General features: G+C 69.3%; 16 protein-coding genes. 9 read left to right on the top strand and 7 right to left on the bottom strand.

Annotated elements, in window-relative coordinates; genetic code table 11:
- Positions 1-68: 68 nt before the first annotated feature.
- Genes H305_RS0136495 through H305_RS0136485 form a run of 3 tightly spaced genes read right to left on the bottom strand, consistent with a single transcriptional unit; the run spans position 69 to position 3,200 of the window.
- Positions 69-965 (bottom strand): carbohydrate ABC transporter permease, encoded by an 897-nt coding sequence (locus H305_RS0136495; RefSeq protein ID WP_028804806.1) that lies wholly within the window; start codon positions 963-965, stop codon positions 69-71.
- A gap of 1 nt (position 966) precedes the next feature.
- A complete protein-coding gene (locus tag H305_RS0136490; RefSeq protein WP_028804805.1) occupies positions 967-1,869 on the bottom strand; it encodes a carbohydrate ABC transporter permease in 903 nt (300 codons plus the stop codon).
- Positions 1,866-3,200 (bottom strand): extracellular solute-binding protein, encoded by a 1,335-nt coding sequence (locus tag H305_RS0136485; protein WP_028804804.1) that lies wholly within the window; start codon positions 3,198-3,200, stop codon positions 1,866-1,868. Before H305_RS0136485 ends, H305_RS0136490 begins: the two co-directional genes overlap by 4 nt.
- Before the next feature lie 425 nt (positions 3,201-3,625).
- Between H305_RS0136485 and H305_RS0136480 the strand changes: the two genes are divergently transcribed.
- The 4 genes from H305_RS0136480 to H305_RS0136465 all read left to right on the top strand — a co-directional run bounded on the left by H305_RS0136480 (position 3,626) and on the right by H305_RS0136465 (position 12,283).
- Positions 3,626-4,654, top strand: a complete 1,029-nt coding sequence (locus tag H305_RS0136480; protein ID WP_028804803.1) for a LacI family DNA-binding transcriptional regulator — start codon at positions 3,626-3,628, stop codon at positions 4,652-4,654.
- 539 nt (positions 4,655-5,193) lie between these two features.
- On the top strand, positions 5,194-8,532 hold the full coding sequence (locus H305_RS0136475) for an ABC transporter permease (RefSeq protein ID WP_051371364.1): 3,339 nt from the start codon (positions 5,194-5,196) through the stop codon (positions 8,530-8,532).
- On the top strand, positions 8,529-11,366 hold the full coding sequence (locus tag H305_RS0136470; RefSeq protein ID WP_028804801.1) for a hypothetical protein: 2,838 nt from the start codon (positions 8,529-8,531) through the stop codon (positions 11,364-11,366). Before H305_RS0136475 ends, H305_RS0136470 begins: the two co-directional genes overlap by 4 nt.
- Complete coding sequence (locus H305_RS0136465; protein ID WP_028804800.1) at positions 11,363-12,283, top strand: ABC transporter ATP-binding protein; 921 nt, start codon at positions 11,363-11,365, stop codon at positions 12,281-12,283. The genes H305_RS0136470 and H305_RS0136465 overlap by 4 nt, the downstream gene beginning before the upstream one ends.
- 336 nt (positions 12,284-12,619) lie before the next feature.
- On the opposite strand, the gene H305_RS0136460 is transcribed toward H305_RS0136465, so the two are convergent.
- Genes H305_RS0136460 through H305_RS0136445 form a run of 4 tightly spaced genes read right to left on the bottom strand, consistent with a single transcriptional unit; the run spans position 12,620 to position 17,785 of the window.
- Positions 12,620-14,569 carry a glycogen debranching N-terminal domain-containing protein gene (locus tag H305_RS0136460; RefSeq protein ID WP_028804799.1) on the bottom strand — a complete coding sequence of 650 codons (1,950 nt, stop codon included), beginning with the start codon at positions 14,567-14,569 and terminating at the stop codon, positions 12,620-12,622.
- On the bottom strand, positions 14,566-15,930 hold the full coding sequence (locus tag H305_RS0136455) for an MGH1-like glycoside hydrolase domain-containing protein (protein ID WP_037766496.1): 1,365 nt from the start codon (positions 15,928-15,930) through the stop codon (positions 14,566-14,568). Before H305_RS0136455 ends, H305_RS0136460 begins: the two co-directional genes overlap by 4 nt.
- Positions 15,927-16,727, bottom strand: coding sequence for a sugar phosphate isomerase/epimerase family protein (locus H305_RS0136450; RefSeq protein ID WP_028804797.1), 801 nt, complete (start codon positions 16,725-16,727; stop codon positions 15,927-15,929). Before H305_RS0136450 ends, H305_RS0136455 begins: the two co-directional genes overlap by 4 nt.
- A gap of 11 nt (positions 16,728-16,738) precedes the next feature.
- A complete protein-coding gene (locus H305_RS0136445; protein WP_028804796.1) occupies positions 16,739-17,785 on the bottom strand; it encodes a zinc-dependent alcohol dehydrogenase in 1,047 nt (348 codons plus the stop codon).
- A 125-nt stretch (positions 17,786-17,910) separates the two neighbouring features.
- Here H305_RS0136445 and H305_RS0136440 point away from each other — a divergent pair, with 125 nt between their 5' ends.
- From H305_RS0136440 to H305_RS0136420, 5 genes are read left to right on the top strand one after another with little or no spacing between them, the layout of a single operon-like run.
- Positions 17,911-19,314: an ABC transporter substrate-binding protein gene (locus tag H305_RS0136440; RefSeq protein WP_028804795.1), complete on the top strand. Its 1,404-nt coding sequence runs from the start codon at positions 17,911-17,913 to the stop codon at positions 19,312-19,314.
- Positions 19,315-19,345: 31 nt separating this feature from the next.
- Positions 19,346-20,365 (top strand): carbohydrate ABC transporter permease, encoded by a 1,020-nt coding sequence (locus H305_RS0136435; RefSeq protein WP_028804794.1) that lies wholly within the window; start codon positions 19,346-19,348, stop codon positions 20,363-20,365.
- The gene (locus H305_RS0136430; protein ID WP_028804793.1) at positions 20,362-21,246 is read left to right on the top strand and encodes a carbohydrate ABC transporter permease; all 885 of its coding nucleotides are present in this window, start codon (positions 20,362-20,364) and stop codon (positions 21,244-21,246) included. Before H305_RS0136435 ends, H305_RS0136430 begins: the two co-directional genes overlap by 4 nt.
- A 3-nt stretch (positions 21,247-21,249) precedes the next feature.
- Positions 21,250-22,464, top strand: a complete 1,215-nt coding sequence (locus H305_RS0136425) for an ROK family transcriptional regulator (RefSeq protein ID WP_028804792.1) — start codon at positions 21,250-21,252, stop codon at positions 22,462-22,464.
- The gene (locus tag H305_RS0136420) at positions 22,464-23,396 is read left to right on the top strand and encodes a Gfo/Idh/MocA family protein (RefSeq protein ID WP_051371362.1); all 933 of its coding nucleotides are present in this window, start codon (positions 22,464-22,466) and stop codon (positions 23,394-23,396) included. Before H305_RS0136425 ends, H305_RS0136420 begins: the two co-directional genes overlap by 1 nt.
- Positions 23,397-23,417 lie beyond the last annotated feature (21 nt).

The following is a 23,417-nucleotide window of genomic DNA, read 5'->3' as shown; positions in this document are numbered from 1 at the left end:
CACGGCTCCCGGCAGATCCGGATGCCGTCCATGGTGCCGATCCGCCCCTGGTCACGGCGTCGGGTCGGTCACTTGCTGAATCCGGCGGTCAGACCGCTGAGCAGCTGACGGCGGCCGAATGCGTACAGGACCAGGACGGGCAGGGTCGTGAGGACGACGGAGGCGAGGACGGCGGGGATGTTGATGCCGTACTGGCCCTGGAAATTCCACAGTGCGAGCGGGAGGGTCCGCCGGCCCGGGCTCTGGGTGAGGACCAGGGGCAGCAGGAATCCGTTCCAGATGGTCAGTCCGTTGAAGATGGACACGGTGAGGATGGCCGGCCGGGTGAGCGGCGCCGCCAGCTTCCACAGCGTCGTCCACTCGGTGGCGCCGTCGACCCGCATCGAGTCGAACAGCTCCTTGGGCACATCACGGATGAAGTTGGAGAGCACCAGCACGGACAGCGGGATGGCGAAGGCGATCGACGGGAGGATCATCCCCAGCAGGCTGTCGTACAGTTTCAGCCTGATGATGATCAGGTAGACCGGGATGATCGTCGCCTGCAGCGGGATGGCCAGGCCCATCAGGAACAGCCCGTTGATCGCACGCAGGCCCCGCATGTGCCAGCCGCGCACGATCGCGTAGGCGGCCATGAAGGAGAACGCGACCGCCGGCACCATGGCCCCGAAGGTGACCACGACGCTGTTCACGAAGTAGCCGATGAAGTCGGACTCGATGACCAGCTTGTAGTTGTCGAGCGTGGGGTCGCCCGTGGGCACCAGAGGGTTGCTCGAGTAGTAGCCGCTCTGGGGCTTGAGGCTCGTGATGACGATCCAGTACAGCGGTACGACGACGATGACGAGCCAGATCCATCCGGCCAGGCCGCCGAGCCAGTTGGGCCGGCTGGAGGCCGGGCGGGAGGTGTGCCCGTAGCGGGGCCGGACGGCCTTCTTCGGTGTCTGCGCCTTGGTGAGCATGGTGGTCATGTCAGGCCCCCTCGAGTTGGCTCGCCCCGGCGTCTGGGCCTGCGAGCCGGCGCAGCAGCAGTGCGAGCGCGAGGCCCACCAGGACCAGGACGACCGCGATGGCGCTGGCCGGTCCCATCTGGCTGGCCTGCCATCCCCGTTTGTACATGTCCAGTGCGAGGACCCGGGTGGCGTCCGCCGGGCCGCCCTCGGTCAGGATGAAGATCAGGTCGAAGAAGGTCAGCGACCCGACCACCATCAGTGTGGACGACGTGATGATGGTGTACTTCAGCTGGGGCAGCGTGATGCTGAAGAACTGCCGGATTCGCCCGGCGCCGTCCAACTGCGCGGCCTCGTACATGGACTTCGGAATCTGCTGGACGCCGCCCTGGTAGATCAGCGAGTGCAGCGGGATGAACTGCCAGGAGACGACGAAGACGACGACGCCGAACGCGAGCCAGGGGCGTCCCAGCCAGTCCTTGACGAGCGCGTCGATCTTCAGCCCGGCACCGAGCCCGAAGTTGGGGTCCAGCAGAGCCTTGTACGCGATCGCGATCGCGGCGGAGCTGAGCAGCAGCGGGACGAAGTACACCACGCCCAGCACCGCACGGTAGCGCTGGCGGCCGGCCATGAACGTGCCCAGCAGAATGCTGAGCGGAGTCTGGACGGCCCAGGACACGACCATCACGAGGAAGGTCACCCACAGGGCGTGCGGCAGCCCGGGGCTGGTGAGGATCGTGCGCCAGCTGCGCAGTCCGGACGGGTGGATGGCGCCGATCCCGTCCCACGTGGTGAAGCTCAGTACGAAGACACCGATGAGCGGAGCCACGGCGAAACAGAGGAACATCACCAACGCCGGCATCGCCAGCCACGGCAGAATGCTCCGTGGCTTGCGACGCGGCGGGTGGCTGGTGAGGGAACTCATGTGCCGATGACCGCATTCATGTTGGCGGCGAACTTCTGCGGCGAGAGGGACAGCTGGAACAGCTTGGCGATGTTGTCCAGCAGTGTCGCGGCGGCCGCGGGGCTGAGCGCCTGGTCCCAGGACTGGCCGAACGACTTGGCCTTGCTGGCGATGCCGTAGTTGACCTGGAGGAAGTCGGCGCTCTTGGAGGACGCCAGCTGCTTGTCGATGCCCAGCCGGATCGGCACCGACCCGTTGTCGATCCATGCCTTCACCTCGGCGTCCTGCAGGACACCGGTGGCGAAGAAGTCCTTGGCTATCTTCTTCTCCTCGGCGGAGGCCTTCGAGGAGATGGACAGGTACTGGGCGGGGTTGCCGACCGTGTTGCTCGGGTCGCCCTTGCCGCCGTCGACGGGCGGGAAGTTCATGTAGCCCAGCCCGCCGCTGGAGACGAAGTCCCCGCCGTCGGTCGACAGGCCGCCGTACGCCCAGGCGCCGTGCAGCATCATCGCGGCCTTGCCGGTGTACAGCAGCGCCTGGTCGGCGTTGGAGTCCGCGGTGATCGAGGAGAAGCCCTTGATGAAACCGTTGGCCTTGACCAGCTCCTGCACCTTGGTCAGCGCGGTGATGGCGGCCGGGTTGGACCAGGCGTTCTTCTCGCCCTCGATGACGGCCTGGAACACCTCGGGACCGCCGATGCGGTCGAACAGGAACTCCAGCCACATCATGTTCGTCCACCGGGACTGGCCACCCAGTGAGAACGGTGCGATGTTCTTCGCGTTGAACTTGGGGACCAGGGCCATGATGTCGTCCCAGGACTGCGGCGGGTTCACGCCGACCTGGTCGAAGAGCTTCTTGTTGTAGTACAGGATGATCGGCTGCACGGTCTCGACGGGCATCGCGTAGATCTTGCCGTCGACGGTCGCAGCGCCGAACGAGGACGGGAACAGCTTCTTCTTGACCTCGGCGTTCTCGTCGAACCACGAGGTGAGGTCCTCGACCTGGCCCGCCTCGGCGTAGGTGCGCAGCGTTCCGCCGCCCCAGCCCCAGATGATGGTGGGCGCCTGCCCGGCACCGATGGCGGTCTTGATCTTCGTCTTGTACGCGTCGTTCTGGAACGTGGTGTCTTTGATCTGCTTCTTGGGGTGGGCCTTGTTGAACGCGTCCACCGCACCCGCCCTGACGCCTTCCTGCGGCTGGCCGTTCAGGTACCAGTACGTGGCTCCGGCGTTGCTCTTGCCGGGACCGGACGAGCCGCCGCAGGCAGTCAGCGCCGCGGAGGCCGGCACAGCGGCGGCCATACCCAGGAGGGTACGCCGAGACAAGGTACGTCGAGAGAGAGGGATCTCCATGTTTGTTCTCCGCACTCGAGAGCCACCAACTTCTCGTGAGTCATGGTGAAAACATTTCGAAACCACCGGCTCAGGTTTCGTGCGTGCAAATTAGGTTTCAGGCCGATGCCGTGTCAAGGCATGTGCAAGCACGTTGCTGGGAACCCGTCACCTGCGTAATGTCGGGCGCGACGGCACCCGAGAAGCCCTGGCCCGAGGATCGAAACATTTCGAAACGCTGAGGGTGATGGCAGGGGAGAGTGAGGGTGCGATGGCTGCGGCTGCTTCCCTGCCGGCGCCGGATCAGGCCCGCGGGCAGGCTGCACGTGCAGCTCCCAGCCCTCCGGGTTCCCTGCCGGTTGCCATAGAGTTGACCGATTCCACCCACGTCGCCGGCGCGGACCGGCGGCTCGTGAGACCGGTGGACGTACAGCTGAGAGGAACCGATGCCACCGAACGCCAGGCGCACCACTTTGGCGGACATCGCGCAAGCGGCTGGGGTCTCCGTCGCGACCGTGTCCAAGGTGGTCAACGGCCGCGGTGACGTGGCGCCGCAGACCCGCGCCCGGGTGCAGGAACTGCTGCGCCAGCACGACTACCTCGCGCCCGTGTTCCGCACCGCCGAGGCCGTGGAATGCCCGACCATCGAGGTGCAGTTCCAGGGCGGCCTCAAGTCGTACGTGGCCAAGGCCCTGGAAGGCATCATCGACTCCGCCGCCGAAGCAGGAGCCTCGGTGGTGATCAGCAAGGCGCCCCGCGCCCCGCACTGGGCACGGGATCTGGTCTCAGCCGGGCGCCGCGCCCTCATCGCGGTCACCAGCGTGTACACCGCCGCACACCTCAAGGAGCTGGCCCGGGTCGGGCTGCCGCTGGTCGTGCTGGACCCGCTGCACCTGCCGGACAGCCGGGTCCACAGCGTCGGGGCGACCAACTTCTCCGGTGGCCTGACGGCGACCCGGCACCTGCTCTCCCTCGGCCACCGCCGCGTGGCCTATCTCGGCGGCCCGGCCATGGCCGTGTGCAACCAGGCACGCATGCACGGCTATCGCGCCGCCATGGAGGCGGAAGGAGCGCCGGTACCCGACGCCTACGTCCGGCCCGGAGAATTCACGTACGAAACGGGCTTGCTCGGCGCCGCGGCGCTGCTGGACCTGAAAGAGCCACCGACGGCGATCTTCACGGGCAACGACGAGATCGCCCTCGGTGTCATCGAGACCGCCCGCGCCCGGGGCCTGCGCATCCCCGAGGATCTGAGCGTGGTCGGCTTCGACGACACGGACCTCGCTCACATGGCCTCACCGCCGCTGACCACCGTGCGCCAGCCACTGAGGGAGATGGGCGGCGCCGCCCTGCGCACCGCCCTGCGACTGGCCAACGGCGACAAGGTCGAGTCCCACCACATCGAACTCGCCACCGAACTGGTGGTACGCGCCTCGACGGCACCGCCCGGGGCAGTCACCTCGCAACGTAAGTGATTCCCGCCCGAAGGCGCCCCGCCTGCGGGCAGCGCGGGAGGTCCGGTCTCCGCAGCCACGCAGACCGGGCCCGACCCCGTTGGCCAAGGGTGTCGATGGCCAGCGGGCCAGGCCGGGCAGGGCAGAGTCGCTGCGGGTGACTCGCAACCGCCGGAGTCCTCCTCCGGGCCACCCCGCTGCTGCTCCCACGCCGCGAGGGCAAGCGGACGTCCGGTGCCCAGGGGGCGCCGTGAGCTCGGGATGGTCACCGCAGTGCGGCTGCGGACCGCACGTCGCCACATCTCCCCGTCGCCCCGTCGCCCCGTCGCCCCGTTGCCCCGTTGCCCCGTAACGAATAGATCAAGTGACCGGACGCATGCGACGGGGCGGGATCCAATGACCTCACGCTCCGGTCAGGTTGGAGGTCTGCTCCAGTTCATAGGCCGCGCCGCGCCGGATGCCACGCGCAGCAGGTCCGAACAAGGGGGGAAGGCAGGCTCGTGGCCGGATCGCTCGAAACGCCCCCCGGGAGGATGCCTGCAGGGGGAGCCCGCGGGCCGGTGTTGCCGCGGATCATCCGCAGTTGCGCCCAGCACGGCCTCGTGTTGGTGGCCGCCGCCCTGACCGTACTGGTCGCCGGCACCGCGCTCGCCGCCCTCGGGGTTCTCGCCGGATCGGCCGTGGACCGAGGTGCGCAGGCGAGGATCGCGTCCGACCCGCAGGGCATCGTGCGGATCACGGCGCATTACCGGGCGAGCGGTGTCCCGGCTGCCGACGGCCGGGTGCGGGGTGCGCTGCGTGAGGCGTTCGGCCCCGTCCCGGTGAGCGTGCACACCGCGCTGCGCGCCCCGGCCGCGCGGTCGTACGACCTGCCGGTGACCGAGGCGGCGGGCAGGCCACGGCCGCCGGCTGACAAGGTCGGGGTCGTCGCCGTGGATTCGATGCGCGGGGACGCCCGGTTGAGCGCCGGCGCGTGGCCGAAGGGGGCGGCGGGAGGCGCGCCCGACACGCTGGAGGCGGCCCTCCACATCGCACTGGCACGCCGACTGCACGTCGTGGTCGGCGACACGGTGGCGTTGTCCGCCTCCCGGGGGGACACGGTGCGCAAGGTGCGGCTGGAAGTGACCGGGCTGTGGCGGGACACCGGCCGGGAACCCGGGCTGCTGCATGGGTTGACCAGCAGCTTCGGCGGTCCCGACACTCTGGCGGTGGTGTCCGTTGCGGCGTTCGAGGCCAGCCCTGCGCTCTGCGGTGACGCCCTCGCCGTGTGGCTCGGTCTTCCCGTCACCGACCGGATGCCGGTGGCCGGGCTGGGGTCGCTGCGTGAGCGTCTCGCCGCCATGGCGGCCGGTGACCCGGAGCGCACCGTCTTCCACGGCCGGCCCGCCGGCGTGAGGGGTGTCGTCGTCGAGGCGCCGCTGGTCGACACGGTGGATGGTCTGCAGACCCCCATGGTGGTGGCTCGCTCCGGCATGTACATCCCGGCGTCGCTGCTGGCCGCGCTGGCCGTGGCGGCGCTCGTTTTGACGGCTCGCCAGCTTGCCGAGCACCGGCGTGCGGACACGGCGCTCCTCGGTGCCCGGGGAGCGGGCACATCGCGGATCCTGGCCGCGGCGGGCGCCGAGTGGGCGCTGGTGGCGGTGCCTGCCGCGGTGGCCGCTCCGTTCCTGGCCGGCCCCCTGCTCGGTGTACTGGGCGATGCCGGGCTGCTGCCCGGGGAGGTGCCGCGTTCCGCGTTGTCGTCTGCCGGGTGGGTGGCGGCGCTGCTGGTGCTGGCGGTGCACGGGGGTGCGGTGCTGCTGCCGGTGGTGCGGGCGGCGCGGGACGGGCGGGCCATCTCGCGGTTGCGCCGGCGCGGGGCCCGGGTCGCGGTGCTGCAGAAGGCCGGCGCGGATGTGGTGCTGGCCGCGGTGGCGGTGCTGGGGTGGCTGCAGTTGACGCGGTACCGGTCGCCGGTTGCGGGCGGGCACTCGGGGGCGTCGGTCGACCCGGTGCTGGTGCTGGTGCCGGTCGTCATCGCTGTCGCGGCGACGCTTTTGACGTTGCGGCTGCTGCCGCTCGCCGAGCGCGGTGCGGTGTGGCTGGCGCGGCACAGTGCCGGCCTGGTGCTGCCGCTGGGCGGCTGGCAGGTGAGTCGGCGGGCGACCCGCCATGCGGGTCCTGCACTGCTGATGGTGCTGGCGCTCGCGGTGGGCGCGCTCACGACCTTCGCCCTCACCATGGTCGACCGCAGTGCTCACGACCGTGCCCAGTACGCCATCGGTGCCGATGTGCGGCTCACCCCGGACGAGTTCGGTGCGCGGTCGCTGCCGGGCGCGGTGCGGCACAGCGCCTACCGGCTGCTGCCCGGCATCGCGGCGGCCACGCCGGTCACCGATCTGCCGGTGCAGATCGACGGCGACGTGGCGGGCGTCACTGCCGTCGACACGGCCGAGGCGGCGCCCACGGTCCGGCCGGGGGCGGCCTCGGGGCCCATGCCGGCGCTGCGCGCGGATCTGGGCGACCGGCATCTTCCGCAGCAGCTCGCCGCGTTGGGGCAAAACATGCCGCGCGCCGGTGCGGTGCTGCCCGGCAGGCCGCGGTCGATAGACGCGGCGGTGACGTTGAAGGCGGACGGCGGCGGCTCTGCGCAGGTTCCCCGGCTCGTCCTGACGGTGCAGGACGCCTCCGGTCTCACGGACACCGTCGCCGCGCGGCTGCCGGAGGCGGACGGCAGGCGACACACCATCACCTTTCCGCTCGCCGTGCCGGGCGGCGGCGGCCTGGCCCGGGACTATCCCCTCACCGTCATCCGTATCGGCGTGGACTTCGAACGCGAACCGGTGCGGCGCCATTACGAGTTGACCGTCGACCACTTCGGTTCCGGCTCGGCCAAGTCGGTGGCTTTGGGGCCCGGGGGCGCCGGCTGGCAGGACGTGGATCCCGAGCCGCCCACCCCTGCCGACCTGGGCTGCGGTGCTCCCGTCGCGGCGAGCGTCAGCAGCGCCGGAGTGTGCGACATGGCCAAGGAGCAGCCGCCGAACGGGGTCAAGACGCGGCTGCTGGGCCCCTCCGGGGCCGATCCACAGTCCGACACGCTGGTCGAGTTCGGCCCGGTCCGCTTCGGCGGCATCCCCGCGGTCCCGGCCCTCGCCGATGACGCACTGCTCAACTCCCGCCGGGCCCGGGTCGGCAAGGAGCTCGCGGTCCAGACGAACGACGGAACGACGTTCGCCGTCAAGGTGATCGGCCGTATCGGCGGGGTCCCCGGTTTCCCGCGTGAAGGAGGACGCCTGCTCCTCGACAGCCGGGCGCTGGCCGCATCGCTGGTTGCGCGCGGGGCGCTGCCTCCTCAGGAGGACTTCTGGTGGCTGTCCGCCCGCGGCGGCGACCCCGCGCCCGCGGTGGCCGCGATACGCGACGCGGACGGCGTCGGCACCGCCCTGGACACCCCGCAGGCCGAGAAGACGCTGCGCGGTGATCCGCTGCAGCACGGCACCCGCGGGGTGCTCACACTGTGCCTGCTCCTCGCCCCGGCCTTCGCTGTCATCGGCTTCACCATGCATGCCGTGCTCTCCACCCGCGAACGCCGGCCCGAATTCGCCCTGCTGCGGGCCTTGGGCGTACGCAAACGTCAGTTCACGGGGCTGCTGTTGACCGAGCAGCTGCTGATCGCGATGGTCTCGGTCGTGCTCGGCGCGGCGCTGGGCACCGCGCTGGCCGGGCTGATCGTGCCGCTGGTGACCGTCGACGAGCAGGGCCACCCCGTCTACCCCACGGTGCTCACGACCGTGCCCTGGGGGCGGGTGGCGCTGACGAGCGCCGGCACCGCCGTGTTCATCACCTTGATGGTGATCGTGATGTCCCGGATGCTGGCCCGGGTGGATCTCGCACGAGTGATGCGGGCGGGGGAACGGTGAGGGTCAACGCGCGGTGGGCGGCCCGCGACCTCAAGGGCCAGGTACCGCTGCTGGTCTGTCTGTTCGTGCTGACGGCCGTCCTCGGCTCGATCGCGCTGGCCGGACCGGTGCTGATGGGCCGGCTGGCGGGCGAGGCGCTCGCCGACCGGGTGGCCGCGGCGCAGTCACAGGGCGAGGCGCTGGCGACGACGGCGACGATGTCGTCGTACCAGAAGGTCGGCTTCGGTTCGGCCGCCACCGTCGAGCAGCCCGCGTTCGGTGTGCTGGCGCCGGCCCTGGACAAGGCCGGACAGCAGATCCGGGCGGCCGCGCACCGGCCGGCGCGCGCGCTGCTGCGGCACGGTTCGCTGCGGGCCCACCTCGATGCAGCCGACATCCGCGGCGGGGTCCCCGGGAGTGTGCGGGCGCAGCTGTCGCTGCTGTACGCGGATGACGCGCCGGCGTCCTTCGACTACGTCGAGGGCACTCCCCCGCCCCGGCTGCCGCGCACGGCGCTGAAGGACGGCCGCCCGGTCCCGGTGGCGGTCTCCACCCGGGTACGGGACGCCTTCGCACTGAAGCTCGGCCAGCGACTGGACCTGGCGGGCGGTATCGGCGACCGGGTGGTGCTGTCCGGGTTCTTCCGGGTGAGCGAACAACTCGCCGCCTCACCTCTGTTTCGCCGCCAGCCCGCACTGGCCGCGCCGGTGACGCAGTCCCAGGGCGACGGTGCCGGGATGCGGCAGGCCGTGGCCGTGCTGGGCGGCACCGGCCTCGAGGTGGTCCAGCAGCGCCACGACCTCAACGTGCAGGTGGAGTGGCGGACCCGGGTGGTGCTCGGCCAGGAGCAGGCCCAGGCCATCGCCACCGCCGACGGCGGCGCCGCGCTGAAACGCGCCCTCGGCCAATTCCACAGCGACGCTTTTGCGGGGCTGTGCCCGGACACCGTGGGTGGCCAGCCGTGTTACGTCGCCGGTCGGCAGCTGCGTCAGCCCGCCACCGGCAATGAGCTGACCGGCGTCATCAGCGGCTTTGAGCATGACGGCGCGCAGGCCAGAGCGCTGTCCGCTTTCGCCGTCGCCGGTCTGCTCGCCGTGGCGCTGGCCACCGTCGTCGTCACCGCGCAACTCGCGGTGCGGCACGGCCGGTTCGCCGACCGGCTGCAGCGTTGCCGAGGCGCCACCGCCGCGCAGGTGGCGCTGGCCCGGCTGCTGCAGACCGCTCCCGCCGTGCTGTTGGGCGCCGCTGCCGGGTACGCGGGCACGCGGGCGGTACTCGGCGCGGACGCCGACAGCGGGTTGTATGGGGTCGTTGTCGTCGTCGCGCTCGCCGCCGGCGCGTCGCCGGCGCTCACCTGGTTCTCGGTACGGGAGCGGACGGCCACACCGGGCCGGCGCGGCGGCGATCGCGGGACAATCCCGGTCCGGCGGCTGCTGGTGGAGGCCGCGGTGCTCCTGCTGACCGTCGCACTGGTCGCCGCGATGCGGGTACGTGGCGGTGGGGCGAGCGGCGGGGCGTCGGGCGTCGACCCCCAACTTGCCTCACTTCCCCTCTTGTTGGCGACGAGCAGCGTCGTGGTGCTGATGCGGCTGTATCCGCTGCCGGTGCGGTTCCTCGCCGACCGGGCCCATGCCGCACGCGGCGCCGTCTTCTTTGTCGCGCTGGCCCGCGCGGGGCGGGGCGCGGGAGGCCGGCTCCTGGTGCTGCTGGTGCTCGTTCTGACGCTGGCCATCGCGGTGTTCGGCGGTCTGGTCTCCTCCAGCGCCGCCCAGGGCCGCGAACGTGCCGCCGCCTGGAACGCGGGCGGTCAGGCCGCGGTCGTCGCCCCGCAGGCGGGTCCGCGGACGGCCGGGCAGTTCACGCACCTGCGGGGTGTCGGGCACGCTCTGGCCGTGCGGCGCGCTGACGTCGGGCTCGGCACCGCCACCGACGGGCAGGTGCGGGACACGACGAGCCTGATGGGCCTCGACCCGCAACAGCTGCGTGCCGCCGCCCCCCGGTCCCCGGCGGCCGCTGCCCTGCTCGACGCCCGGCTCCAACCGCCGCAAGAGCACGACCACTCGACCGTGCTGCCGGCGCTCGCCGCCGGTCCCCCAGCCGCCTACGTGGGCCGGACCCTGACGCTGGACGGCCTCCACGGCAAGCCCCTGTCTGTCCGGATCGTCGCCACCCTGGACGCCGCGGCGAGCGTGGACCCGGCGCTCGGCCCGGTCTGCGGGCCGAGCGCGCCCCGCAGTCTGCTGCTGGTCGACGCAGCCGCGATGGCGCAGGTCGCCCCGTCCGACGTCAAAGCCGCCGCAATCCTTCTCTACGGCCCGCACATCGACCCGGTGGCGGTCGGCAACACGGCGCTGACCTCGCTCGGCCCCGACGCCCGGATCCGTGTGTACGACGAGGAGCTGGGCGCCCTGCGCCACGACGGACTGCTGCGTTCCGTGCTGCTCACCTACCGCGCGGGCAGCGCGATCGCCGTGCTCCTCGCCCTGCTCGCCGTCGTATGCGAACTGCTGCTGTCCGCCCCGCAGCGCCGCCGCACCGCCTCGTACCTGCACACCCTGGGCCTTGGCCGGCGGCCCGCCGCGGCCGTGCACGTTCTGGAGCTGCTGCCGATGGTGGCGGCGGCCACGGTCGGCGGTGTCGCTCTGGGGCTGGCGCTGCCCGCCGTCCTGGGGCCCGCGCTCGCGCTGCGCGCTTTCACCGGGGACCCCCAAGCCCGGCTCGTCACCGACTACGGCCTCACCGCGGTCCTCGCGTGCTCCCTGGCCGCGCTCGTCGTCGCCGTCGTCGTCGCGGAGACGGTCCAGGGCAGGAAGCGGGGCCTGGGCTCCGTACTGAGAGTGGGAGAGACCGCATGATCGAGGCACTCGAGAACGACGAGGCAGCGGCCTCGGCACGCGGCCAAGAGCCGCTCATCCTGTGCGAGAACCTGGTCCGGATCTTCTGGGCGGACAAGGTCGAGGTCCAGGCGCTGCAAGGCCTGGACCTGCACGTGCCGCCGGGCGAGCTGCTGGCGGTCGTGGGTGCCTCTGGGTCCGGCAAGTCCACCTTGCTGGGCATCCTGTCGGGTCTCGACGTGCCGACCGCCGGCACCGCTCGGGTCGACGGGCTCGACCTGCGCACCATGAAGCGCCGGGAGCGCACCGCCTTTCGCCGGCACACTGTGGGTTTCGTCTGGCAGCAGACGGCGCGCAACCTCTTCCCGTATCTGACGGCGCTGGAGAACGTGATGGCGCCCATGACGTACACGGGCATGCGGGCGCAGGCCCGCAAGGCCCGCGCGGGTGAGCTGCTCGACCTCTTCGGCATCGGGTACGCGCGTGACCGCCGCCCGGACACGATGTCCGGTGGGGAGCAGCAGCGTGTCGCGATCGCCACCGCCGTCGCGAACGACCCGCGCGTGCTGTTCGCCGACGAGCCGACCGGTGAACTCGACACCGAGACCGGCGCCCAGGTCCTGGCCGCCCTGCGGCAGGCCAACGCGGAACTGGGCACCACCGTCGTCGTGGTCACCCATGACCCGATGGTCTCCGAGCATGTGCGCCGCACCGTCGGCATCCGCAACGGGCGGACGTCCTTGGAGGTGTTGCGCGACCACGAAGCCCAATCGACGCAAGAGTACGCCGTGTTGGACAAGAACGGCCGGATGCAGCTGCCACGCGCCTTCACCGACGCGCTTCGCATGAAGGACCGGGTGCGGCTGGCGCTGGAGGACGATCACATCGGGGTATGGCCGCAGCAGGCACCGCAGCGGCCTCGGGGAGAGCGGGATTGACACGGTGAGCGGCGCAGGCAACCTGTAGGCCGTCGGCATCGTGCCACGGTCGTGGCGGAGAACATGCTGGCGAGGTCGGCGTCGTTGCCCTCGACCGGCTTGCGCAGCGCGATCACGCGACGACCAGGCCGGCCGTGCCCAGGGGAAGGTCCAGCAGCCCGGCACCGTCGCCCCGTGCCGCACACCGAACGCGCCGGGCCGCAGCAGGGCAAAGCGATGAGTAGAGGGAAAGACCGGACGGTCGAACCCGGCGGGCGCTCCGGGATGGTCGGGGCGCCCAGCAGGCCGGCCATCGCAGCCACGCTCAGCACCGGCTCCATACCCCCCGCCGACTGATCAATCTGCCTGCAGATTCCCTGACGACGCGCGGGGAACGGCGCTCAGCTGGGCGGTCCGCAGGGCGAGGGGTGTTGCGGCTGCCCAGGCCTGGGGAGAGCAACTATGGGGGTAGGGAACGGGTCTGCCGGTTGCGGAACGGTCATATCCTGCAATGACCTCTGGTAGGCGCTGTCCATGGTGGGTTGCCGCTGCGATGAGGCCTTGTGTCACGGTGGCGAGTTCGTCAGTGAGCCCGTAGCGGGCCAGGCCCAGGGCGATGATGGCGTTGTCGTGCGGCCAGGCGCTGCCGCGGTGGTAGGACAGCGGGTGGTAGGGCTTCTGGCCGGATGCCAGGGTGCGGATTGCCCACCCTGAGAAGAAGTCCCGTGCTAGCAGGCGCCGCCCCACTCGGTGAGCGCGGTCTGTGTCCAGGATTCCTGACCACAGGAGGTGGCCGGCGTCGGAGGCCAGGGCGTTGACTTGGCGTCCCTCGCCGTCGAGCGCGAGTGCCGGAAATTCGGCTTCGGACATCCAGAAGTCTGTATGGAACCGGTCGCGTAGTTGGGCGGCTTTTTCCAGCAACTGGTGTGCGTACGTTTCGTCCTTCCAGACGCTGTGCGCGAGCGTGGCGGTGCGCATGAGTGCGTCGTAGGCATAGCCCTGGGCTTCGGACACTGCGATGTGACCTGTGGCCTGGGTGCCGTCTGTGAAACAGATCGCGCCCGCAGAGTCTTTCCAGTTCTGGTTGACCAATCCCTTCGTGTCGGGCGTGTAGACGAGGTATCCGTGCGTCTCCAAGCCTCCGTCGGTGAGCATCCATTGGACTGCCCGCCGGGCGTGCGTCTCCAGCCGTTGCGCGAGGGTGTCATCGCCGGTGGCTTCGCAGTGGGCCTGGAGGAGCACGAGGAAGAGCGGGGTGGCGTCGACAGCGCCGTAGTAGCGGCCATAGGGAACCTGACGGAAGTGTGCGAGCTCACCGTGGCGTGTTTCATGGACGATGCGTCCGGGCTGTTCGCCGCTGTAGGTGTCGTAGCGGTTGCCTTGGGTCGCGGCCAGGGCGCTCAGCGTGGCTGCTGCTGTCTGGGGCCGATAGGGCAGCAGGAAGTACGAGGTCAGCAGGGAGTCGCGGCCGAAGAGGGTCATGAACCAGGGCAGGCCCGCGGCGGGGACGTGTACCTCTTCGCCGTCTACGCCGGTGACTGGAATGGTCAGGAGGTCGAGGTCAGCGAGTCCGCGCTGGCAGGCGCGGTCCAGGTCGTCGGTCGGTTCGGTGGTTTCGTGCCTGGTGTGGTGCAGGAGGGTTGGGCGCGGTGTCAGGCCGTGGGGATGGGCGTGGGCGCTGAGGTGAAGCTCGGTCTCCCCGTGCGCATCAAGTCGGAGCTGCCAGCGGAGGGTTCGCGCTGTGGACAGGCTTGTGCCGTTGGTGGGTTCGACCGTGTGGGGTTCGGGCTGGCATGTGAGCGTGGTCTGTGCGTGCCAGTCCTCGCGGCGGTAGTCGAAGAGCAGTCCGCCCTTCGTGGCTTGGATGTGCCGTGTGTTGTTCGGTTTCGGGTATTGGCGGTCGTCGGCGCGCAACTCGAACAGGTCGGCGAAGTCGGCGTCGACCGTGAGTTCCAGCTGGGCTGTGAGGGGCTCAGGCAGGTTGTTGACCAGGCGTATGCGCTCGGTGAGGGCGCCTGCGCCGATGTCTAGGTGGCGGAAGACGGTGAAGGCGGCCGGATGGTCCCTGGTGCCTTGCGGTGTGAGGGTACAGGTGGACGAATGGTCGTCTGCTGTCTCTGCCGGCACGAGGGGGTCGAGACGGGTGCCTGCCACGGTGAGCTGCCAGCGGCTGAGGTGCCGAGCGTCGTGCACGAACAGTCCGTCAGGCGTGGTGCTGGAGGTGCTGCCGTTGATGTCGCCATTGGCGGCGAGGAAAGCGAAGGTGGCGTCGCGGACCAGTTGTACGCGTGTGCCGGCCGCGGTCATGGTGAGAGCTCCTTGGTGTCGGCGCCGTCGGTGCACAGCAGGTCGAGAGTGAGGGCGGCAGTCCAGGAGAAGTTGCGCGCGCCGCGGGCTGCGCCGGTGGAGGGGTCGATGTACTCGGCGAAGTCGGATCGTCCGGCATCGGCGAGGAAGCCCTGGCGAAGGCGAGCGGCGCAGGTGTGCTTGCCGTGCGAGCGCAGTCCGCGCTCGATTAGCCAGCTGGTGTTGAACCAGGCGGGTCCTCGCCAGTAGCGGTGCGGTGCGAATGCCGGCCCGTTGAGGTCGTAGCTGGGTACCAACTGCGTTGCTGAGGCGTTGAATCGTGGGCCGGCCAGTGTTTGGCACAGCTGATCGGCGATGTCGTTCGGCAGCTGGGGGATCATGAGTGGGATGAGCCCGGTGACGCTGCTCTCGTCGACCAGCGTGCTGTCGGTGAGGTCGCGGACTCGGAAGATGCCTGCTTTGTCATCCCAGAGCCGGCCGATCAATTGCCGGGTCAGTTCGTCGGCGCGCGCCAGGTGTGGTCCGTTCGCCAAGCCCAGTTCCTGGGCCATCTTGCCCAGGGCGAGCTCGCTGACGATGAGCAGGGTGTTGAAGGCCGGGTCCTCGACGGCGAATCGATGGGGAGCTGTGCGGTCGTCGTAGCCGGCCTCGCGGTAGTCGGTGGCCAGGCGGACGTATCGGCCGTAGTCGACGTCGGTGGGACGGTCAGAGGGGTGGCCGTGGTTGAGGTCTGCGCGGCGGAATGCGTCGGGTGGGGCGGGTTCGACGCGTTGGAGGGCTTTGTCCCAGCACGGGCTGTTGTCCATGCCGGGCTCCCACGGGTGCACGACTGCGATCAGTGCGCCGTCTCCGAGTGCTCGGCGAGCATGGAGGTAGTCGTGCCAGGCGGCCAGTCGGGGGTAGAGGCGGTGGAGGAATCCACGGCGTGCGGACTCGGCCGGGTCGGCTTCGTGGACGAGCCAGGCGGCGAGTGCGTGTACCGGTGGCTGGACGATGCCGGAGGTCTCGAGTGCCGTCGGTGCGCCGATGGCACGCCCGGCGCTGGAGGACTGCCAGAAGTCGGGGCTTGGGAAGTAGGCGTCGTGGGGGACGGCAGCGTTGAAGACGATGTGCGGGATGCGCCCGTCGGCCCATTGCGCTGCCAGCAAGGACTCCAGTTCCTGTTGGGCTCTGCGTACGGAGAGGTGCCGCAGTCCGATGGCGATGAACGCGGAGTCCCAGCTCCATTGGTGGGGGTAGAGGGTGCGGGAGGGCACGGTGGAGGTGCCGGTCCAGTTGTCGATGAGGACCCGTGCCGCACCACGTCGCAGGGTCAGGGCTGCGGTCGTGGTGGGCACGGGTCGGTCAAGCAGGGCCTTCACGCTCCGGACCTCCGCAGGAAGGCCGGGATGGAGCGGACAGCCTCGACGGGGTCTCCGGTGAGGCGGCATTCTGCGGCGAGGTGACCGTCGTAGCCGATGGTGTGCAGGGCGCCCAGCCAGGCGGGCCAGTCGAGGTGTCCGGCGCCGGGTTGGAACCGGTTGGAGTCGGAGACTTGTGCGTGGCCGATGCAGTCGGCGTAGGCGACGATCGCGGCGGCGGGGTCGCTCTCCTCGATGTTCATGTGGTAGCTGTCGATGCCGATCTTGACCGAGTCGAGGCCTGTGGTGCGGATCAGATCGGCGGCCTGTTCCAGCCGGTTGACCATGTGGTCCTCGTAGCGGTTGAGCGGCTCGAGGAAGAGCGTCACGCCTTCTTTTCGGGCGTGCTCTCCCAGTTCTGTCAGGCCTGTCAGGAGGATGTCGCGGTCTTCCTCCTCGGTGCGCGGGGGCTCGAAAGGAGGGAGGCGACGGGAGAACATGCCGTACGACGCCGGCGTCTGAGCGCCGAGGCCGCCTATCTCGGCGATCACGGTGAGCTGCGACTTCATCTGGTCGATAGCGTCGCAGCGCTGGTCGTCGTCGAAGGCGCCGAAGAAGTGAAGCATCTCGACGCACACGGTCGGCATGACCACGCCGTCCTTCTTGGCTTGCTTGAGTTCGTCAAGACGGGAGGCGAAGTGGAAGTCGCCCTTGGCGCGCAGTTCGATGGCGGCGTAGCCGGCTTCCTGCGCGAAGTCCCACTTCGCCTGCAGGGTGTCTCCGGGCAGCAGTTGTTCTTGAGCAGCGATGCTGAGCATGCGAGGGCCTTTCAGAATTCCAGGACGACCTGAAGGGCCTCGGCGGGCCGCTCGTCCAGCAGCGTGTAGGCGTCGGCGGCGTCCGCGGCCGGGACGACATGGCTGACGAGCGAGGTCACGTCGACCTGTCCTTCGGCGACCAGTCGCAGGAAGGTCTGCTGAAGTCGCTCCACGGTCCAGCGCCCGGACAGCTGCGGGGGTACGCCGCCGATCTGCGAGCAGATGAGCTGGACGCGGTTGTGGTGGAACTCGTCGCCCAGACGCAGGCCGATGCCGTCGCCCTGGTAGAACCCGGAGGCCACCACGCGGCCGCCGACGGTGACGGAGCGCACGGCATCGTGCAGGGCTGGGTAGACGCCGCTGATCTCGATGGCGAGGTCGGCGCCGCGCCCTGCGGTCGCGGCGCGGATGTGTTCGGCCACGGCATCGGTGCGGGCGTTGAGTGTGTGGTGGGCGCCGTAGCGCTTGGCGGTCTCCAGCCGGCCGTCGAGGGCGTCGACCGCGGTGACGCGGGCGCCGTTCAGCTGTGCGAGGCGGGTGGTCAGCAGTCCGATGACGCCTTGGCCGAAAATGGCTACGTCTTCGCCGAGGTGGATGTCGCCGGCCAGGACAGCGTTGTATGCAATGGCGCCCACGCGTGCGAAGGCGCCGGCCAGGGGTTCCAGTCCGGCGGGCAGGGTGTGGCCGACCATGCGTTCGGCGGGCACGATGCCTTCGCTGCGGTGCCCCCAGATGCCCCACACCGTGTCGCCCACCTGCGGTATGTCCTGGGTGCCGGCCAGTTCGGGGGACACCTCCAGCACTTCCCCGACCTCGGAGTAGCCCCATCCGGCCACCGGGTACTCGATGCCGGCCGCGCCGTCGTGGAACAGCCGGGCCTGGGGGTCCCAGGTGCGGGTCAGATAGGGGTTGGTACCGCGGTAGGCGGTCAGCTCTGTGCCTGCGGAGATGCCCGAGTAGCGGGTGCGGACCCTCAGGTGGCCGGGGGGCAGTTCGGCGGGAGATTGCTCGGCAAGCTCCACCTGACGGGGGCCAGTGAATTGGACGACGCGTTCCACGGGTGGCTCCGGATAGTTGCACGGTCAGCGGTTACGTCGACGATATCTGGAAGTTACGTCTTGTCAACAAGCAAAAGTAGTGCTGAGATGCCTGCTCAGTAGACGTAAGTCGGAACGAGGACACGATGCGTACGAAGCCCCGGCGGTCCCAAGCGACCGCGGTCGGCATCTCGGCAGCTTTGGGATTCGGGCTGCTCACAGGTTGTTCCGGGAGCACCGGGCCCGGCACACCGGACCGCGAGATCACCGTCTGGTCCCAGGAGAACCTGCCCGACCGCGTTGCGGCGACGCAGAAGATCATCGACGGATTCGAGGACAAAACTGGCATAAAGGTCCATCTCGTCGGAGTCGACGAGGGGCAGATGCCTCAGCTGATCATGTCGGCCGCGGCCTCGGGCAAGCTGCCCGATGTCATCGGCGCCGCCCCCATGGGCCAGGTCTGGCAGATGTATACGAACGGCCTGCTGAACACCACCACACCCCGCCAGATCATCGAAAAGCTCGGCCGCAAGACCTTCAACGCGAACGCCCTTGCCCTCACATCCGACGGCAACACCAGCCTCGGCGTGCCCTCCGACGCGTGGCTCCAGCTGCTCGTCTACCGCAAGGACGCATTCGACCAGAAGCACCTCGCCGCACCGGCCACCTATGAACGCACACTCACCGCGGCAAAAGCACTCACCACCAAGGGCCTGGACGGCATCTCGGCAGCCACCGACCCCGGGGACGTCTTCACGTCGCAGAGCTTCGAGAGCGTGGCACTGGCCAACGACTGCCAGCTCGTCGACGACCACCACGACGTGGCCCTCGAATCGCCCCAGTGCCAAACAGCCTTCCGCACCTACGACGCCCTGGCGCGCGAGTACGGAGCCCCCGGCACGCAGAGCGTGGACTCCACCCGGGCCACCTACTTCGCCGGACGCTCTTCAATGATCATCTGGTCCTCGTTCCTGCTGGACGAGCTCGCCGGTCTGCGCAAGGACGCCCTGCCCAGCTGCCCGCAGTGCAAGAAGGACTCCGCCTACCTGTCCAGCAACAGCGGCATCGTCACCGCGCTGAAGGGCCCGGACGCAGCGAAGGCAGCCCAGTTCGGCGAGATCACCTCCTGGGTGACCACCAAGACCGCCGAGACGGCCGCGTCCCGCGAGTTCATCGAGTACATGATGGGCACGGGCTACGAGTCATGGTTCGGAATGTCGCCCGAGGGCAAGATCCCCGTCCGCCACGGCACCGCCGCGCAGCCCGACCGCTACATCAGCGCCTGGCGGCACAGCAACATCGGGATCGACACCAAGAAGCCGTTCGACCAGGTCTACCCGGCCGACGTGCTCAATCAGCTGGCCGACGGAGTCAGCAACATGCGGCGCTGGGGCATCACGCAGGGTGACGGAGCGCTCGTCGGCGCCACCAATGGCGAGCTCCCCGTGCCCAAGGCCGTCGGGGCCATGACCGGAGGACAGATCTCCCCCTCCGAGGCCGCTCATGAAGCCGACGACGAGGTCGCGGCCCTCCAGAAGTCCCTGCAGTAGCCGCCCATCTGCACCTCACGAAGGTCTCGCCATGACTACAGCACCTCCCGGCACCACACAGCGCCAGCAACACCCGCACCTGCCCTCAGACCCCCGCGCCCCTCGCACACGCCGCCCGATGACGGCGAGCCGCCGCGCCAACCGCGCAGGACTCGCCTTCGTCTCCCCCACCTTCATCGTCGTACTCGTGGTGGTCATCCTGCCCATCCTGTGGACGGTGCTGCTCGCCTTCCAGCACGCCAAGCTCGTCGACATCCAGGACATGGGGGTGTTCGGCAAATGGTCACTGGACAACTTCGCCCAGGTCTTCGACTCCGCGGGCTTCTGGTCCAGCCTGACCACCACGCTGCTCTACACCGTCGGTGCCACTCTCGGATCCGTTGTCCTGGGGCTGATCGCAGCCCTGGCACTGCGCAAGCCCTTCCGCGGGCGCGGCCTGCTGCGCGCAGCGATGCTGCTGCCGTACTGCGCACCGGTCGTAGCCGTGGCTTTCGTCTGGGAGGTCGCGCTGAGTCCCCAGTACGGCATCGTCAACGACTGGGGCCGCCGACTCTTCGGCTGGGATGACCCCATCGCCTTCCTCTCCACCCGGCAATACGAGGTGCACCTGCTGGGCCTCCACTTCGACATCCCACTGGCCCTGCTCACCGTCATCGCCTTCGAGTGCTGGCGCTACTTCCCCTTTGCCTTCCTGTTCATCCTGGCCCGCCTCCAGGCACTTCCTGGGGGTCTCGAGGAAGCCGCCAAGGTCGACGGAGCCACCACCACTCAGCGCTTCCGCTACATACTGCTGCCCCAGCTGATGCCCGTCATCGCCTTGCTCTGCGTTCTGCGGTTCATACTCACCTTCAACAAGTTCGACGATGTCTACCTGCTGACCGGCGGCGGAGCCGGGACCGATGTCGCCGCCGTCCGGGTCTACGACTTCCTCACCGCCCGCTACGACGTGGGTGCTGCTGCCGCTCAAGCCCTTGTCCTGGCTGCGTCGCTGGCCATCCTGCTGGGCTTCTACTTCAAGTTCTTCGGCAACAAGGTCCAGGAGGAATCGTGACCCGCAAGGCCGCCCTGACCAGGGCCCAGTTCGAGGACCACGTGTTCGGCGTGCTGCGCTGGATCGTCATCGCATTCCTCGCGGTGATCACCATCGTCCCCTTCTACTACATGGTGCTGCTGTCGCTGAAGCCCATCGACGCGCTCCTGCTCGACCCCGGCTCCCTGTGGGTATCCACTAAGGACCTCACACTGTCGACCTACCGCGACGTGCTGCGATCCACCGACAGCGGCGGCCAGGGATTCCTCAAGTTTCTCGTCAACTCCGCGCTCGTGTCGCTCGGCACGGTCGTTCTCACCCTCCTGGCCGCAGTACCCGGCGCCTACGCCGTCAGCCGCCTGAAGTTCTTCGGACACCGTCAGATCAGCGCGCTCTTCCTTGCCCTCTACCTCTTCCCCTCGACACTGCTGGCCGTCCCGCTGTTCGTCATCTTCGCCAAACTCGGACTGTCCTCCAGCCTCATCGGACTCGCCATCGTCTATGTCGCCCAGACCGTGCCCGTGTCGATCTACATGCTCAAGAACTACCTCGTCACCATCCCCCAATCGATCGAGGAGGCAGCCGCCCTCGACGGCTGCAGCCGGCTCCAGACCGTCCGCAAGGTGATCCTGCCGCTCGCCCTGCCCTCGCTGATGGCGACAGGCCTGTACGTGTTCATGATCGCCTGGAACGAGTTCCTCTTCGCGCTGCTCTTCCTCGCCGCCGATCCCGGCAACTGGACCGTCTCGCTGGGGCTCGCGCAGCTGTCCGACGGCGTCGAAGTGCCCAAGACAGTTCTCATGGCGGGCTCCGTGGTGCTGACGATTCCCGTGGTACTTCTGTTCTTCGCCGCCGAGCGTCTGCTCACCGAAGGCCTCACCAGCGGCGCGGACAAGAGCTAAGCCATGGGGGAAACCTTGATCACGCCGAACCAGGTCAGCGCGGGCGACTTGCTCCAGCTCATCCGCAGCGGCCGCGCCAACACCCGCGCTGAACTGCAACGCGTCACCGGCCTGTCCCGCTCGACCGTCGGGCAGCGCCTCGACCTTCTCAACCAGGCTGGATGGTTGCGTCACTCAGCCGGCACGTCGACCGGCGGCCGGCCTTCCCACCACATCGACTTCGACCGTGCGCACGCCTCGGTCATTGCAGTGGACCTTGAGACCCGGCACGCCCGAGCAGCAGTGCTCGATCTGTCCGGCGCCATCCTCTCCGAGACGACCGCCGCCCTGGACATCACCGACGGGCCCGACAAGGTGCTGGACCAACTGGCCCGCTGGTTCCCCGACCTGATCGCCTCCGCGGGCATCGAACCGCGCGGTGTCTGCGGCATCGGTCTGTCCGTGCCAGGGCCCGTGGACTGGGAAGTCGGTCGCGTCGTCGAACCGCCCATCATGCCCGGCTGGGATCAGTACCCAATCCGTGATCGCCTGCAGCAGGCGTACGCCGAGCACGTGGGCCCCCACCTGGAATCAGGCCCGATCCCCGTGTTCGTCGACAACGACGCGAACCTCATGGCCCTGGCCGAACAGCAAGCCAACCACCGCGACTGCACGGCCTTCGTCCTGGTCAAGGTGTCCACGGGTATCGGCGCGGGCGTCGTGATCAACAACGCCGTGTACCGCGGTATCGACGGCGGAGCGGGCGACATCGGCCACATCCGCCTGCACGACCAGCCCGACGCCGTGTGCATGTGCGGCTCCCACGGCTGCCTGGCCGCAGTCGCCAGCGGACGGGCCCTTGCGAAGCAACTTGCTGCCACAGGGCATCAGACGAGCTCGGGCTCGGATGTCAAGCATCTACTGGCAGAAGGCCACCCCGACGCGATCCATCTGGCACGCGAGGCCGGACGGCGGGTGGGCGAGGTCCTGGTGACGGTCGTGACCTTGCTGAATCCTGGGGTGCTGATGCTCGCCGGCGACCTCTCCGGTGCTCCGTTCGTGACGGGCGTACGTGAACTCATCTACCAGCGTGCGATGCCCCGCAACACAGCGAACCTCCAGATCGTCACCTCCCGACTCGGCTCCCGCGCCGGCCTCATCGGCGCCGCGGCCATGGTGGTGGACGTCCTCTACTCTCCTGCCCGCGCCGACGCCCGCCTCAACCGGCTCGCATCGTGATGGGCGAGCAGAACAGGAACACCGTGATCAACGACTCCTCCCCCTGGATCCATCGGCCTGTCGAGATCGGACTCGTGGGCGCCGGACCTTGGGCCCGGACCATGCACGCACGCATTCTCGCCGAGGGCCCCGAGACGCGGCTCGCCGCGGTGTGGGCCCGCAGGGCGGAAGCCGCGCAGCTGGCCGCAGAACCTTACGGGGCACACGTCGCCGCCTCCTTCGATGAGCTTCTTGACCACTGCGAGGCCGTTGCGTTCGCCGTGCCACCGCTCGTCCAGGCCGAACTGGCCCCCCTGGCTGCCAAACGAGGCAAAGCCGTACTGCTGGAGAAACCGCTCGGCCCCGACCTGCCAAGCGCCCGACGCGTCGCGGATGCGGTCGCCGAAGCCGACGTCGTGTCACAGCTCGTCCTGACCAAGCGCTACCACCCCGTCACCCGCGCCTTCATAGCCGATGCCCGCAGCATCGACGTGGCCGGAGCACGCTCCTGTTATCTGCACGGGGGCTTCCTCAGCGGGGACTTCGCAACCGGCTGGCGATTGGAACACGGCGCCCTCCTGGACCTGGGCCCGCACCTCATCGACCTGCTGGACGCGGCCATCAGCCCCATCACCACCATCCGCAGCTCCGGAGACCCGCGCCGGTGGATCGAGCTCACCTGCGAACACGCCAACGGAGCGGTCAGTCAAGCCTCCATGTCCGGAACCGTCGCCCTCCCCCGGGCCCGTACCCGCATCGAGCTGTTCGGGCCCGAAACCACGTTGTCCTACGACACGGCAGAGATCGATCACGAGGAATGCTGGCCAGTCCTGCGACGGGAGTTCGCCACTGCTGTGCGGACAAACACCCCGAGCCCACTCGATGCCCAGCGAGGCCTCTACCTGCAGGCGCTCATGGACCAAGCCATGCACAACCGGGCAGAGCCCTCATAAAACTCCAGGATCCATGAGTAC

Source organism: Streptomyces sp. 142MFCol3.1, assembly GCF_000424945.1.
Taxonomy (GTDB): Bacteria; Actinomycetota; Actinomycetes; order Streptomycetales; family Streptomycetaceae; genus Streptomyces; species Streptomyces siamensis.
Note: the sequence above shows the minus strand (reverse complement) of the source record. Positions and strands in the feature narration are given on the sequence as shown.